The organism is Streptomyces sp. NPDC048506, assembly GCF_040651315.1.
In the GTDB taxonomy this organism is placed as follows: Bacteria; Actinomycetota; Actinomycetes; order Streptomycetales; family Streptomycetaceae; genus Streptomyces.
In genome coordinates this window covers 1-13711 of record NZ_JBEZIX010000083.1, presented here as the reverse complement: position 1 = coordinate 13711, position 13711 = coordinate 1, and the positions used below count along the sequence as shown (strand labels likewise).

12 protein-coding genes and 3 pseudogenes are annotated in these 13711 nt (G+C 69.5%); 5 read left to right on the top strand and 10 right to left on the bottom strand.

Annotated features, from left to right (window positions below):
• Nucleotides 1–57 precede the first annotated feature (57 nt).
• Entirely contained in the window at nt 58–537 is a 480-nt protein-coding gene (locus AB0C96_RS40540; protein WP_362925044.1) for a WYL domain-containing protein, read from the top strand.
• A gap of 108 nt (nt 538–645) precedes the next feature.
• On the opposite strand, the gene AB0C96_RS40535 is transcribed toward AB0C96_RS40540, so the two are convergent.
• Nucleotides 646–1824 carry a serine hydrolase domain-containing protein gene (locus tag AB0C96_RS40535; protein ID WP_362925016.1) on the bottom strand — a complete coding sequence of 393 codons (1179 nt, stop codon included), beginning with the start codon at nt 1822–1824 and terminating at the stop codon, nt 646–648.
• Nucleotides 1825–2206: 382 nt separating this feature from the next.
• Nucleotides 2207–2839, bottom strand: a complete 633-nt coding sequence (locus AB0C96_RS40530; protein ID WP_362925014.1) for an alpha-ketoglutarate-dependent dioxygenase AlkB — start codon at nt 2837–2839, stop codon at nt 2207–2209.
• Between the two features lie 512 nt (nt 2840–3351).
• Here AB0C96_RS40530 and AB0C96_RS40525 point away from each other — a divergent pair.
• Nucleotides 3352–4755, top strand: coding sequence for a phage tail sheath C-terminal domain-containing protein (locus tag AB0C96_RS40525; RefSeq protein WP_362925012.1), 1404 nt, complete (start codon nt 3352–3354; stop codon nt 4753–4755).
• Between the two features lie 93 nt (nt 4756–4848).
• Here the strand turns inward: AB0C96_RS40525 and AB0C96_RS40520 are convergent, their stop codons facing one another.
• Nucleotides 4849–6015: a cytochrome P450 gene (locus AB0C96_RS40520; protein ID WP_362925010.1), complete on the bottom strand. Its 1167-nt coding sequence runs from the start codon at nt 6013–6015 to the stop codon at nt 4849–4851.
• 204 nt (nt 6016–6219) lie between these two features.
• Between AB0C96_RS40520 and AB0C96_RS40515 the strand changes: the two genes are divergently transcribed.
• On the top strand, nt 6220–6708 hold the full coding sequence (locus tag AB0C96_RS40515) for a MarR family transcriptional regulator (RefSeq protein WP_362925008.1): 489 nt from the start codon (nt 6220–6222) through the stop codon (nt 6706–6708).
• Nucleotides 6709–6975: 267 nt separating this feature from the next.
• Here the strand turns inward: AB0C96_RS40515 and AB0C96_RS40510 are convergent, their stop codons facing one another.
• The 3 genes and pseudogenes from AB0C96_RS40510 to merB all read right to left on the bottom strand — a co-directional run.
• Nucleotides 6976–7527: an SMI1/KNR4 family protein gene (locus AB0C96_RS40510; protein WP_362925006.1), complete on the bottom strand. Its 552-nt coding sequence runs from the start codon at nt 7525–7527 to the stop codon at nt 6976–6978.
• Nucleotides 7528–7762: 235 nt separating this feature from the next.
• Entirely contained in the window at nt 7763–8158 is a 396-nt protein-coding gene (locus tag AB0C96_RS40505; RefSeq protein ID WP_362925045.1) for a hypothetical protein, read from the bottom strand.
• Nucleotides 8159–8330: 172 nt separating this feature from the next.
• A pseudogene (gene merB, locus AB0C96_RS40500) lies at nt 8331–8702 on the bottom strand (organomercurial lyase); the annotation flags it as partial.
• A gap of 259 nt (nt 8703–8961) precedes the next feature.
• Between merB and AB0C96_RS40495 the strand changes: the two are divergent.
• Nucleotides 8962–9129: a hypothetical protein gene (locus tag AB0C96_RS40495; RefSeq protein WP_362925004.1), complete on the top strand. Its 168-nt coding sequence runs from the start codon at nt 8962–8964 to the stop codon at nt 9127–9129.
• Nucleotides 9130–9201: 72 nt separating this feature from the next.
• Here AB0C96_RS40495 and AB0C96_RS40490 read toward each other — a convergent pair.
• The 4 genes and pseudogenes from AB0C96_RS40490 to AB0C96_RS40475 all read right to left on the bottom strand — a co-directional run.
• Nucleotides 9202–9381 (bottom strand): annotated as a pseudogene (locus AB0C96_RS40490) (hypothetical protein); the annotation flags it as partial.
• A gap of 110 nt (nt 9382–9491) precedes the next feature.
• Complete coding sequence (locus AB0C96_RS40485) at nt 9492–11099, bottom strand: DEAD/DEAH box helicase (protein ID WP_362925002.1); 1608 nt, start codon at nt 11097–11099, stop codon at nt 9492–9494.
• A gap of 87 nt (nt 11100–11186) precedes the next feature.
• On the bottom strand, nt 11187–11390 hold the full coding sequence (locus AB0C96_RS40480) for a cold-shock protein (RefSeq protein ID WP_059194910.1): 204 nt from the start codon (nt 11388–11390) through the stop codon (nt 11187–11189).
• A gap of 433 nt (nt 11391–11823) precedes the next feature.
• Complete coding sequence (locus tag AB0C96_RS40475; RefSeq protein ID WP_362925001.1) at nt 11824–12072, bottom strand: transposase; 249 nt, start codon at nt 12070–12072, stop codon at nt 11824–11826.
• Between the two features lie 289 nt (nt 12073–12361).
• On the opposite strand from AB0C96_RS40475, the pseudogene AB0C96_RS40470 reads away from it, so the two are divergent.
• A pseudogene (locus AB0C96_RS40470) lies at nt 12362–13595 on the top strand (DUF4158 domain-containing protein); the annotation flags it as partial.
• Between the last annotated feature and the right edge of the window lie 116 nt (nt 13596–13711).

Here is a 13711-nt window from a genome sequence, read left to right as displayed (position 1 = left end):
GGCACGAGGACGACCGGAGCGTGGCCGCCGGCCGCTCCCGAAGCGGGGTAGGCACAGATCAGAGCCTCACTCCCCAACCGCCACACCGACGCGCGCCGCGGCGAACCGCACGCCCTGGTCGCCTCCGGCGACCTCTGGTACCTCCTCGCCCACGACACCGACAAAGGCGACTGGCGCCTCTTCCGCCTCGACCGCATCACCCACCCCACACCCACCGGCCGACGCGTCCCGCCCCGCCAGATCCCCGGCGGCGACCCCGCCGCGTTCGTCGCCGAGCGGATCTCCGCCGCCCCCACCCGCTACCGCGCCATCGCCACCGTCCACGCCCCCGCCGACCACGTCCGCGCCCGGGGACTGGCCACCCGCCTCCACCCCCTCGACGACACCGCCTGCCGCCTCGACGCCTCCGACGACGCTCTGCCCCGTATCGCCCGAACACTGGCCGGCCTCGATGTCGACTACACCCTCGACGCCGACCCCGCCGTCCTCGACCACCTGCGCACCGCCGCCCACCGCACCCTGCGTGCGACGGGCTGACCCCGCCCGCGGCGGCGCGATCCCGCGAGGCCCCATTCTCGACCGGGTAACCCCAGCCGAGCGCCTGCACAAACTGCTCGCGGCCTGATCAATGGACCACGTCACCGACTACTTCGCGCACAGGGCCGTGCCGAACACCTTCAGCGCCACGTCGTTGGCCTTCTCCGGCATGGTGAGGCTGGTGTTGACGGCGAGGGTGATCTGCCGCCGGCCGTCGGCCGATGTGAAGCTGAACGTGCTGTAGCCGGGGATGCTGCCGGTATGGCCCCATACGGGCTTCTCCCCCGGGCAGTAGGCGGACCTGCTCTCCAGGCCCAGCCCGTACATCCGGCCCGATCCGCGATCCGTGTCCCGGAACGTCCGCATCTCCTCCCACAGGTGGGACGGCAGCAGCTTGCCCCCTGAAAGGGCGCGGTAGAAACGGTTCAGGTCGGCCGTGGTGGAGACGATGTTGCCGGGGCCCCAGAACGCCGTGGGGCTGAAGTCGGTGAAGTCGGCGGGCTCGTTCTCTCCGGGCAGCCGCTCGTAGCCGTTCAGGTGGCGGCCGGACAGATGCGGGGTGGTGGGGACGGTGGTACCGGTGAGGTGGAGCGGGCGCACGATGCGACGGTCGATCTCGTGGTCCAGCGTGCGGCCGGTGGTCTTCTCGATCAGCATGGCAAGGAGCACGTAGTTGGTGTTGGAGTACGCCCACTTCCCGGGCTGACCGGGGTTGAACAGGCGGGGCTCCTTCAGCGCGATCCCGACGAGCTCTCGGGGGGTGTAGTGGGAATGCTGGAGCCTGCGTAGCGGGTCGTGGCCGTGCCGGAGCACGTCGGTGTAGTTGGCGATCCCGCTGGTGTGGTGGAGCAGTTGGCGTACGGTGACGGGCGTGCCGTCGTCCCCGTCGGGGACGAGGCCGGGCAAGTGGCGGCCGATGGGGTCGTCCAGGCCGATCCGCCCCTCGCCGACCAGTTGCAGCACGACCGTGGCGACGAAGGTCTTCGCCACGCTCCCGGCCCGGAACCGGTCCCCGGCCTCGGCCTGCCGTCCGCCCCGGAGGTCGGCGACACCGCTGCCCACCCGCCAGACACGATCGCCCTCCCGTACCTCGGCTATCGCACCGGGGACGCCCTCGGCGACGATGCCGTCCAGGCCCTTCTGGAGCGCGGCACCCTTGCCTGATCCACGCGCGGCCCCCTCGTCCGTCGCATGCCCACCGGCGAGCGCGGCAGCAGCCGGAACGGCCGCGGGGACGAGGGCCGCCACGGCAAGTAGGGCGGAAGCGGCGGCTGTTCGACGGCGCATGGCCAGATTCCTCTCGTGGCGCATTGATGCCCTCACCGTACGGAGCCCGGCCCCTGCCCGTGATCACGAAGAAGGATGATTACGGAGCCTGTTTCCCCTCCGGGATTCCCCTGATGCCGCGTCAGGGGAACGGCAGGGCAGGGCATCTGCGCGCGCTCGCCGCCGGCTGGGCGGGGGGGCCGACCCGTACGGAGGTCCCCGGCGGCAACGGGGGACCTCTCAGGCTCCCTCCCAGACGGCCGAGGGACTTCGCCCGCCTGCTGGACGCGGCCCATCAGCAGCTCGGCGGCCCCGTGCCGAAAACCTCAGCGGTGCCGCATCAGGCACCCGTTCGCCCTGTACGGCTCTGTGGACGAGCGGTCTGATTCCGGTTCGGTCCGAACTACCGGCCGGCGTGCAGCAGGGTACGAAAGGTTACCGACACGCGTCGCCCGCGCGGGACACGGCCCGTCGTGCCGGGGTCGCTCTTGCGCGAGGCGATGGCGTGGCGCCAGGTGAAGCGGGCCGGACCGGTCATGACCAGCAGGCTGCCCGGCGCGAGCGGCACTGCCAGCTTCGCGTCGTTCTCGGGATCGGTGAAGTCCATCAGGCAACTGGAGCCCAACGAGACCGCCGCGATGACCGGACCGAAGCACGGCAGGCAGTCGACATGGGCGCTGATGCCTTGCCCCGGCTCGTACTCGTTGACGATGACCTGCTCCGCTTGCCGGTCCATCAGGCCCTCACCCGCCAGGCTGGCGGCCGTCTCCCGGGCCCATGCCGGAAGCGGCGGCGCGGCCGTCTGCTGTTCGGCGGCCACGCTGCGGCGGCCGTAGTCGTAGCGATGGCCGTAGTGCTGCACCCGCCGCTTCAACTGAGTCGACCAGGCTGCGGCATCGATGTCCGAGAGCAGAGCTTCGCAGGCGTCGGGGGTGAGCCAGTCGGCGATGTACCGCAGGCCCGGCACCGTGGCGGGCGGCTGCGGCTGGCGTGCGGCATCGATACCGAGGGAGAGTTGGCCGGAAGTCTCAGGCATGACCGAACGGTAGCCAATCCCGCGGTGCGTCTTCGGCAGAGGAAGAAGCCGGACCCGCAGGTTGCGAGCACGGATGAAGAACTCCGGGAAGCCGTGCGGATGACGGAACGGGTGCGGAGACGGGAGACCCGCAGCCGCCGCGCGACCTGCGGCGGCGCCTCCCCTTGCGCGAACAACTCGGCGACCTCGAACCGTACTTGCTGTCTCTGAGCCCGCCGATTCACGGTCGGACCGCCCCCATCGGGATACCGCGCTCATTTTCGAGTCAGCGCGCCTTATCGAGCGCTACTGATCGCCCCAGCAGGTAGGGCGTTCGTCGCGGAGGGTTATCAAGTCGTCACGCTGGGCAGGGAGATGTCGATCGTCCAGCCGTCGCGCCGCCGGCACTGATCAAGCAGTGGTACGAGCTCGTGAAGGAGAAGCCAGCGGTCCGCCGCCCGATCTGGGCAACGCGTGGACCTCCCGCCGGGTTCGACTCCAGCGGCGGCGTGCTCGGGGCCACGACGGGACACATGACGATCGCCTACGAGGACATGACCGTCGAACAGCGCCGGCCGAACGAGAGGGAAGCACCGATGGACACGAGGCCCCCGGGCGTCTACGTCACCGAGGAATCCAGCGGCGTACGCATGATCGCGGGGGCGGGAACGTCGACCCCTGCCTTCCTCGGCTACACCGAGGTGCCGGTCAGCGACACCCACGAACGGACGGCCCCGCCGTTCGACGCGGGCGAACGCGTCATTCCCCAGCGGGTCCGCGGCTGGCGGGAGTTCGCCGACCGCTACAGCATCACCGAGCTGGGCGACGAACTGGCCGCCCTGCTGAAGAAACAAGAGGACAACCGGGACCTGACCCCCGTGGAGCTCAAGCGGATCCAGGTGCTCCAGCGGTGCTTCACGCTGGCCGAGGCGGTGTACGGGTTCTTCGCCAACGGCGGTACATCCTGTTACGTCGTCGGCTTCCTCACTCCGGACCAGCCCGTGACCGAGTCGACGCTCGCCGGCGACACCGACAAGCGAACGGGGCTCGATGGGCTGGAGACGGTCCCCGAGGTGACCATGGTCGCCGTGCCCAGCCTCTGGGACATGACCGTGGCCGCCACCGAGAGCTCGACCCCGCCACAGCCGGACCTGCCGACCGGCAGAGCGCTCATCGACAAGGTGGTCGCCCACTGCACCAAGCAGCTCAATCGGCTCGCGGTGGTCGATGTGCCGCCCGACCAGTCTGTCGATGCGCTCAAGGAGTTCGTCGACTCCCTCGCCGCACCCGACACGGACGAGGCGGCGTTCACGGCGCTCTACTACCCCTGGGTGAGGGTTCCAGGGGTGGACGGGGTGCCGCGTACGGCGCCGCCGTCGGGTCACCTGGCAGGGGTGTGGGCCCGTACGGACGCCGAGCGCGGCGTGTTCAAGGCGCCGGCCAACCAGAGCCTGCGCGGCGTCCTCGACCTCCCCACCCAGCTCACCGACGACCAGAACGGGGACCTCAACGACAAGGGCATCAACTGCCTGCGCACCTTCCCCGGTCGGGGTCTGCTGGTATGGGGGGCGCGGACGCGGTCCAGCAGCCGCGACTGGCGCTACCTCAACGTCCGGCGCCTGGTCTCGTTCCTCTCCGACTCCATCCGCCGGTCCACCGCCTGGGCGGTCTTCGAGCCGAACGACGACCGGCTGTGGGCAACGCTGCGGCACTCGGTCACCAGCTTCCTGACCGACCAGTGGCGGCAGGGGGCGTTGCAGGGACGTCAACCCGACGAGGCGTTCTACGTGATCTGTGACGGCACGAACAACACCCGGACGACGATCGACGCCGGTCAGGTGATCTGCGACATCGGCGTGGCACCCGTGCGACCCGCCGAATTCGTGCACTTCACCATCACCCAGCAGCTCGCCGGCCAGACCGGCGGGAACGACTGAGGCCGCCGCTTGTCCGGTCGAGGGCGGCATCGGCCTGCCGGTCGCCACCGCCGAGCGGCGGGGTGAGGGTGTACCGGCAGCGTCCGCCGGTTGTCAGCCGTGCAGTGCAACGGGGAGGGTGGTCAGCCGGCTGCCTTGCAGGCCGCCGATGCTGGTCTGCTGGAGCTCGGTGAAGGGGATGGTGAGGCGGGCGTGGGGGAAGTCGGTGCGCAGCACCGTGACCACCGCGCGCAGTTCGAGGTGCGCGAGGTGGGCGCCGATGCAGTAGTGGGGGCCGGCGCCGAAGGTCAGGTCCGGTCCGAGTGTGCGTGCGGGGTTGGTGTTGATGCCCTGGATGTCGACGAGGATGGGTGTTCGGGCGGGAAGCCGTATCCCGGCGAGCTCGATTTCGGTGGTGGTGAACCGCCAGAGGGTGAAGGGTGCGGGCGGGTGCGTTCTCAGTGTCTCCCGGACCAGTTCGTCGATGTTGTCGGCGTCCGCCGGGGTGCGATGCGGGCCGCCTGCGAGCGCGTGGGCGATCAGGGTGCCGAGGGCGGCATCGGTGGTGAGCTGCCCGGCGAAGATCAACGCGAAGAGGTGGTACCGCAGTTGGTCGTTGGTGGCGTCCGCAGGGATGCGGTCACGTAGCTCGGCGGCGAGCCCTTGGCTGTCGTCATGGAGTCCGGCAGCGGCCAGCTCTGTGAGGGCGGCGATTGCCCGGCCCTGATCGCCGGCGTTGTTGCCGAGCATCCGTGTGCAGGCGTCGGCGGCTCGGTCGAGGTGGTCGAGGGGGATACCGAGCAGGTCGAGCAGGACGGTGAGCGGATAGCGGGTGGTGAACCCGGCCATCAGGTCGACCGGTGCGCGGTCGGCGGCGAGTTCGGCCAGTAGTTGCCGGGCGATCGCGTGGATGCGATCGGACTGCTCACGGATCCGTTTGGCGTTGAGGAGCGGGGCATGGGCACGCCTGAGGGCGGCGTGGTCGGGGCCGTCGAGGGTGGTGAGGCAGGGCTGCTCGGCGGCGGTGGGTTCGAGGCCGCCCCTCTGGCGGTCCCAGCCAGGCGGCGCCAGCGCGGGGTCCTTGGCGATCCGGGGATCGGCGAGTACCTCGCGCGCCAGATGCGCGTCGGTGACGATCCAGACCCGCCCTCCGGCCGGGAAGTCCCGGGGGACGAGGGGGCCGGCGGCGCGCAGGGCCGTGCGCATGAGGTCGGGCTCGGATAAGCCGTGGGCGGCGGCGGCGAACGGATCGAGCCCTTCGGGACAGGCGGCGTCAGGCATCACAACTCCATGAGGTAGGGGCGCGGATACGGAGGCAGCAGCGGGCACCCCGCGCACCTCCAACCGAAGTAGCTTCACTGTAAAGTATCTTCACCGTGAAGTAATTCCATGGGGAAGCTATGCTGTCCGTCGACGAAGTGTCAAGGCGCGCCAACGCACATCACGATGGCCCTCAGAAGATGGCCTGCAGAAGACGGAGGTCTCATGGAGGAAGCGGCCCACGGCGGCGGTACAACGCAGCGCGGGCGACTGATGGAAGGGCTCCTGGCCTACGGTGCGGCCTTCACCGAACTGGGCCGCCGCTTCGCTGTCCAGCTGGGCGTGCATTCCACTGACGCCTTCGCCCTGTTGGAGATCGCCTCTGCCGAGGAACGGGGCGCTCCGCTGTCTCCGGCCCTGCTCAGCAAGCGTATTTCACTGTCCTCGGGAGCCATGACGACGCTGCTCAACCGCCTCGAACAGGCCGGATACATCACGCGCAGCCGCGAACACAACGACCGGCGAATCGTCACCCTGCGCAGCAGCCCACAGGTCAAGGAACGCGCTGACGCGTTCTTCGGCTCCATCAACGAACGCCAGGACGCTGTCTTGTCCCAGTATCCGGCCGACCTCGTCGAGCAGTTCGAGACCGTCCTGACCCAACTGCGTTCCGCTCTGGAGGCCGAGCTCACACCGTCAGGCGGGGGCAAGTGAGACGCCTCGAAGGGATGGCAAAGGACAGTCGGGACGCCTGTGGCTATAACCGTGACCTGTCGGATGCCCCTGGTTCCGGCAAAAAATGAGCTCCAGCACTACTGTCCGCACCGCTCGTCGACCAGACCGGCGCCACCCACCCGGCCACCTTCGTCAACCCCATCGGCTGACCACCCCGGCGCCGCCCTGCACAGCCCTGGACGCCGACTTCGCCGCCGCCCTCTGCTGTGGTCGGCCTGGCACGCACGTGGGGCAGCCGGCCTCTCATCAGAGCGGCTGGCCGTCGAAGGGGTCGCCGGAGCCGGGCTTGAACGTCGTACCGAGGTCGTACTGCGCGATCCCGAAAGGTTGAAAATCGGCATCGGCAAGGACGCGGTAGAGGAACTCCGAGGTGGACATGTCGTACCGGTGCCATGCGCCGACGTCATTGGACCGCGCGAGGACGGGGTACTCCCCCGGCCGCTCGGCATCGATCAGCCAGCAGTACTCGTCGGCCCATTCGGTGGAGCCCCACTCAATCAGCCCCTTGCCGCCCGGCGCGTAGGTCGCATAGGGATCGACGGCGGAGACGCCTCCGAACTTGCTGTCCTGGTCGACCGACAGGGAGACCCGCCACTGTGTCAGGAAGTCGAACGAGACGCCCTCGTCGCGCCCCAGAAAGTAGACGGAATCACTGAAGACTCCGCCGCCGAACACCTCGTAGAGCTGCTTGTAGTCCGCCGGCAGCGGAACCCCCAGCTCTCCCTCGATCGCCGCCCAGTCGACGGAGATCCCGAGTGGCTCCCACCCGGTCAGTTCGATCACTCGCTGAACCCACATACAGCAATCTTCTAGCACCGGTTTCCGTTCCGATGTCCCTCACCCCCCTCGTCGCTCACGTCAAGATCGGCAGCTGTCGCACTCAGCCGACCTCGACGGGTTCCTCAGCCCCGGCTCGACAAACTCGTCGCCGCCGCCTTCGGCATGGACCCCGAAGCCACCATGAGCTATCCGTCCGACCGCATCGACGAGACCTGCTTGTCAGGGTGGGAAACAACCAAGGACTGACCTCTGGTCAGAGTTCGTAGGGGTAGAGAGCGATCTGATCGCGCTCGATGAACAGCTCGACCCAAGTGCCGACGACACCTTCAGGCAGCGGATCAACAAGGTCCAGCAGAATAGTGGTGCCGTCCAGGTCCAGCAGGGCGGCACCGTCCTCAGTGAGGCTCAACCGGCCCCGCACGACTACGCAGTGCCCACCGGTCCGGAGCCCAGGACCGATACCGGCAGCCGGCTTGGCATTCCGCCCCCAGACGATGTCCTCGTCGATCGTCCACTCGACGTGGTACTCGCCGGGCTCCGCGGCATGATCCCCGCACCACCGGACCGCGGCGTGACCGAACGAGGTCCGGACACCTGCAAGCCAAGGACTTCGGGGGAACTTTGCGACCTTCGTCAGTTCGATCAGCACGGCTCGATCGTGCAGCATCCGCGTTGCTGCCGGAACCCGTGAGGTTTCGGCGCTGCCTCACACAGGTTCGCCGGAAAGAGCCGTGCAGGCCGACCTCCGCGAAGTAGGCGTTGGCGGAGGCGAGGTCGCGGCGGGTGTAGCCCGGATCCAGGCGGCCGGTGTACCAGTCGCGGGCGAGGCGCCAGAGGGTGCCCAGATCCATGACGTAGCCACGCTCCTGGCCTGTCCTCCGCAGCCACGTGTCGACGCAGTCCGTGGAGCAGAACAGACGCTGGTTGCCGCAGGTGTGAACGACATCGTCCCAGGCCCGGTGCATGGGCGTGAGGAAATGGGCCACCTGGTCGCCCAGTGGGGGTGCGCCCCGGCCGACCACCCAGGCGTGCGGAGCGTCGCAGGCCGGACAGCGGGTGGCGACCAGGACGTCGGGCTCGTCCCGAAGCAGATGGGGCATGGCGAACGAGTCCCAGGCGCAGCCGCCCCACCACAGTGTGTGTGCCCCCATGACGGAGAAGCCGAGCGGCACGGAAGCGAAGGGGTGAGCCATCGCCACGCGGTCGTTGTCCCGCGGGTCCAGGGCCACATCATGGCTGTCATGAAGGGCGCGCAGTTCCCGACGCACCTGGTCGGGGGCGAGTCCGGTGACTGCGGCGAGTTCCGGCACGCTCGGTGCATGGCCGGTGCGCGCGAATCCGTTGTAGACGACCAGGCGGACCCTCTCCGTCCCGTGAAGGGCCTTCGGGGCGTCTGAGATGTTCCCGGTCATTCTTGTGCTTCCTTCGCTGGGTGAGGCGATGGTGTCCAGCGTGCGCCTTGAGAAGGCCGGGGGCTTGTACTCAGGAGTCACCGACGACGGCGCGCAGTCGTTCGTATGCAGAGGGGAGCGGCATGTCAGCGTGGCCGGGCCGGTCATGGCGTTCAATACGGACGAGACCCACGACGGACAGTGGCCGATCCACTACGGCTACAGCTAGCGGTAGCGGTATCCGGTAGCGCTACCGGATGCTGCACCTCGGCGAGGATCCGCAACGGGCCGTGCAGCCGGAGCGGCCGGCCCAGCGTGCGGCTGTTGTATGGCTGACCTGGAACCGTTCGGCCGCTCTGCGAAGGGGCCAGCCCTCGTCGACGACGCACCGGGCCGGCCGCAGCCTGCCGGTCGGGGTCAGGGGGGCGGGGCGTTGCGGTGGAGCACGAGGGCCTCCTGGGCATCGGTGCGGACTTCGCAGTCCACACCGAAACCAGAAGGCCCTCGCCCCGTTCAAGGGCCGCTCAAGGCGTGTCGCCCGTCACCAACGTCCCGGGACAGCACCTGGCTGGCAGTCCCGGGACAGCACACCTAGCCGGCAGAGGTGCGGCGGCCGCCTCGGCGGTCGCCACTGCGGCCGCCCGCTCTGGCGGCACCGCCCGTGGCCCCGCCGGATCCCGCCCGGCGGGCAGAGCCACGCCCGCCGGTTGCGGAGGTGCCACCCGACGCTGTCTCCCCGGCCGTGGCCCGGCGGTCGGAGCCCCGGCTCCCCGTCCTGGTGGCAGCGCCTGTCGCCGCTTTGGCCCCGCCGCCGTTTCGGCTTCGGCGGCCGGATCGCCTGCCGGGCTTGGCGTCGGTCTTCCGGTCCGGGCGGGACGCCGTCGGTGTCGCCGGCTGGGGGACCTCGATGGTGACGGCCACGCCGGAGGGCTCGCGGGCGCCGGTGATGGTGGCCAGTTCCGCGTCGCTCGACGTGACGCGGGCCGTCCGGGGGCGGATGCCCGCGTCCGACATGAGCCGGGTGACATCCCGTTTCTGGGCGGGCAGGACCAGCGTGACCACGCTGCCGGAGCCGCCGGCGCGGGCCGTGCGGCCGCCCCGGTGGAGGTAGTCCTTATGGTCGGTGGGGGGATCGACGTTCACGACGAGGTCGAGATCGTCGATGTGTATGCCCCGGGCCGCGACGTTCGTCGCCACCAGCGCAGTGACCTGACCGTTCTTGAACTGTTCCAGGGTGCGATTTCGCTGAGGCTGGGAGCGGCCTCCGTGCAGCGCCGCCGCGCGGACACCGACGGCCAGGAGCCGCTTGGCGAGCCGGTCGGCGGACCTCTTGGTGTCGAGGAAGAGGATGACCCGGCCGTCACGGGCCGCGATGCGCGTGGTGACGGCCTTCTTGTCGGTCTCGTCCTGGACATGGAGCACGTGGTGCTCCATGGTCGTCACCGCTCCCGCCGACGGGTCCACGGAGTGCACCACGGGATCGGTCAGAAACCGCTGCACCAGACGGTCGATGTTGCGGTCCAAGGTGGCCGAGAAGAGCATGCGCTGTCCATCGGGCCGTACCTGCTGGAGCAGCTTGGTGATCTGCGGCAGGAAGCCCATATCGGTCATCTGGTCGGCTTCGTCCAGCACCGTGATGCGGACGCTGTCGAGCCCGCAGTCCCCGCGTTCCAGGAGGTCGTTGAGCCTGCCGGGAGTCGCTACGACCACCTCGGCGCCGCGCCGGAGCGTGGCGGCCTGCTTGGTGATGGACAGCCCGCCGACCACGGTGGCCAGCCGGAGGTTCACTGCGGTCGCGTAGGGGGTCAGCGCGTCCGTCACCTGCTGGGCGAGTTCACGGGTGGGAACCAGCACGAGGGCGAGCGGCGCCTTGGACCCCGCGCGCAGTCCGGCCGTGCGGGCCAGCAGCGCCAGCCCGAACGCGAGGGTCTTGCCGGAGCCGGTACGTCCGCGTCCCAGCAGGTCACGGCCGGCGAGCGAGTTGGGCAGCGTGGCGGCCTGGATGGGGAAAGGGGTGGTCACGCCCTGGGCGGTGAGGGTCTTCAGCAGTCCCGCGGGCATGTCCAGACCGGCGAAGTCCTCGACGGCGGGAAGTGCGGGTGTCGTGTTTTCCGGCAGCCGGAATTCCCTCGACGACGACGGCGCGGACCGTGGGGGTGACGAGGCGCGCCGGTTCGGCTTCTGGGACCTGCGAGACATGCGGTTATCTGCCTTCCTGGGAACAGCACAAACCGGGGTCCGCACCATGACGGTACGGACCCCGGTGAGTGGATACGCGTCCGGCGATCAGGCGGGGACGATGTTCTCCGCCTGCGGGCCCTTCTGGCCCTGCGTGACGTCGAAGGAGACCCGCTGGCCCTCCTGGAGCTCACGGAAGCCCTGGGACTGAATGTTCGAGTAGTGGGCGAAGACGTCGGGGCCGCCGCCGTCCTGCTCGATGAAGCCGAAACCCTTTTCGGCGTTGAACCACTTCACGGTTCCCTGTGCCATAACCTTCTCCTTCTGTAGGCAGAGGCCCCATCCGGAGATGCCGGAAAACAAATAATGCACCTGAAGGAGAAACATTCCCGTCAGGCGCACATGGGTTCATGGGTACCACAACTGCAACACCCAGACCCTAGCACAGCTCGGCGGCCCGCGATGGATCATCGAGGCGCCGCCCGAGGTTCCTCACAGCCTTCGATGATCGTGACGCTCCCCTGGCCGCCGCCTCCAAGGACCGGCTTCGGCCCCGAGCCGGTCACTGCTGTGGGCAAGGATTTCACTGCGTACGCCGACCGTCTCGATGGACGCATCGGTGCTTTCGCGTCGCGGGCGGGGAACACGGACGGCGCTCGGGGCGTGATGTCGGAGTCCACGGAGGCCCTCGCCCGGTCGTTCCCCGCCTGACTCGACGACTACCACGCCTACTTCCGGATGCTGCTCAACCACGGGACGCACACGGGACGCACGACGACGAACGCATCCTGTCCCGGCCGGCCGTGGAGCTGATAACCACCAACTGCCGCACACCCGAGCGGAATGCCGCCCGTGCCGGTCGCCCCACGATTGAGTCGCGCCCGCGGTTGAGCCGACGGTACTGATGACGGCCGGAGGAGTGCTCGATGGGACCGACCCCGCACAGCGCGGCCAAGGACGCCTCGCTGCCCGGACGTTCGGGGCTGTCCCCCATGGTGAACAGTCAGAAGGCGGCACTGTCCGGGCCAATGCCCACCCGGCTGCGCAACTGCGGGAATTGGCACTTCACGAGCCGGAGCAGACGGTGTTCGTCACCGTTGCAACCGCCGAACCATGCGCCGACGCAGACCAGTTCGGGCTGTTCAACCCGGCCTGCTCTGGGGCTTGAGGAACATCCATGCCAGATCGTGCGCTAAGGCCGGGCCGGTCGCTGGAGGCCGTTGACCAGGGTTGATCGTGGGTCCGAACCTTCGCGGGTCGATATTGTCGATCTTCGGAGCGCCGTGGCGGCGGTCGAGTTTCTGACGGATGAGCAGGCGTCCCGGTACGGGGCGTTCTGCGGCGCCCCGACGCGGGCGGAGCTGAAGCGGTTCTTCTTCCTGGACGACGCGGACCGGGAGAAGGTGCAGTCGAAGCGGCGGGCGCACAACCGGCTGGGCTTCGCGGTGCAGCTGACGACGGTGCGGTTCCTCGGGCGGTTCATGCCGGACCTGCGGCAGGTGCCGGTGGAGGTGGCGGAGTACCTGGCCGAGCAGCTGGATATCGCGGACGCTTCGGTGCTGGCGGAGTACGGCGAGCGTGACGGTACGGCCCGCTCGCACGCCGGGGAGATCCAGCAGGACGGCGACTGGCGGGACTTCGCCGAGGTCCGGGACGAGCTGGTGGTGTGGCTGGACGCGCGGGCCTGGACGACCGGGGACGGGCCGAAGGCGTTGTTCGACGCGGCGGTGGGGTGGCTGCGCGAGCGGCGGATGCTGCTGCCGGGGGTGAACCGGTTCGCCCGGCTGGTGGCGTCGGTGCGGGAGGCGGCGAACCAGCGGCTGTGGGAGGCGCTGCACGGCATGCTGACGCCCGGGCCGCGGGCGGTGCTGGACGAGCTGCTGACGGTGCCGGCCGGGGCGCGGGGCTCGGAGCTGGACCGGCTGCGGCGCGGTCCGGTGCGGGTGTCGGGGCCGCAGATGAAGGCCGCGCTGGAGCGCGCCGAGGAGATCGCCGCGCTGGGCATGGGCGAGGTCGACGTGTCCGGGGTGCCGCCGCGCCGGCTGGCGGAGCTGTCCCGGTACGGCGTGGACGGCAAGGCGTCGCTGCTGCGGCGCCACGGCGATTCCCGGCGCCTGGCCAACCGGCGGCGGGCGGCGGGCCGGGGCAACGTGGCTCAACGTGATCAACGACCAGGCCGCCGGGCTCGGCGGCAAGGTGGTGGCCGGCACCCCGCGCGACTCGCTGTACGTGCTGGACGTCCTCTACGGCCGCGACGGCGGCCGACGCCCGGAGGTGATCGTCACCGACACCGCCCGCTACAGCGACATCGTGTTCGGCCTGCTCACCCTGGCTGGGTTCACCTACGCCCCGCAGCTGGCCGACCTGCCCGACCAGAAGATGTGGCGCATCGACCGCACCGCCGACTACGGCCCCTTCCAGGACGCGACCCGCGGCCGGGTCGACCTGGACCGGATCGAGCGGCACTGGGAGGACGTGCTGCGGATCATCGGCTCGATCCACACCGGCGCGGTGCGGGTGGCTTTGTTCACGAGTCGTGGCTCTGGCTCAACTTCTGTGACACGGCCACTCTCCGTCACGCCAATAGGACACGCTTGCGGAGAAGTTGGAACCCTGCACGGCCGAACATCTGG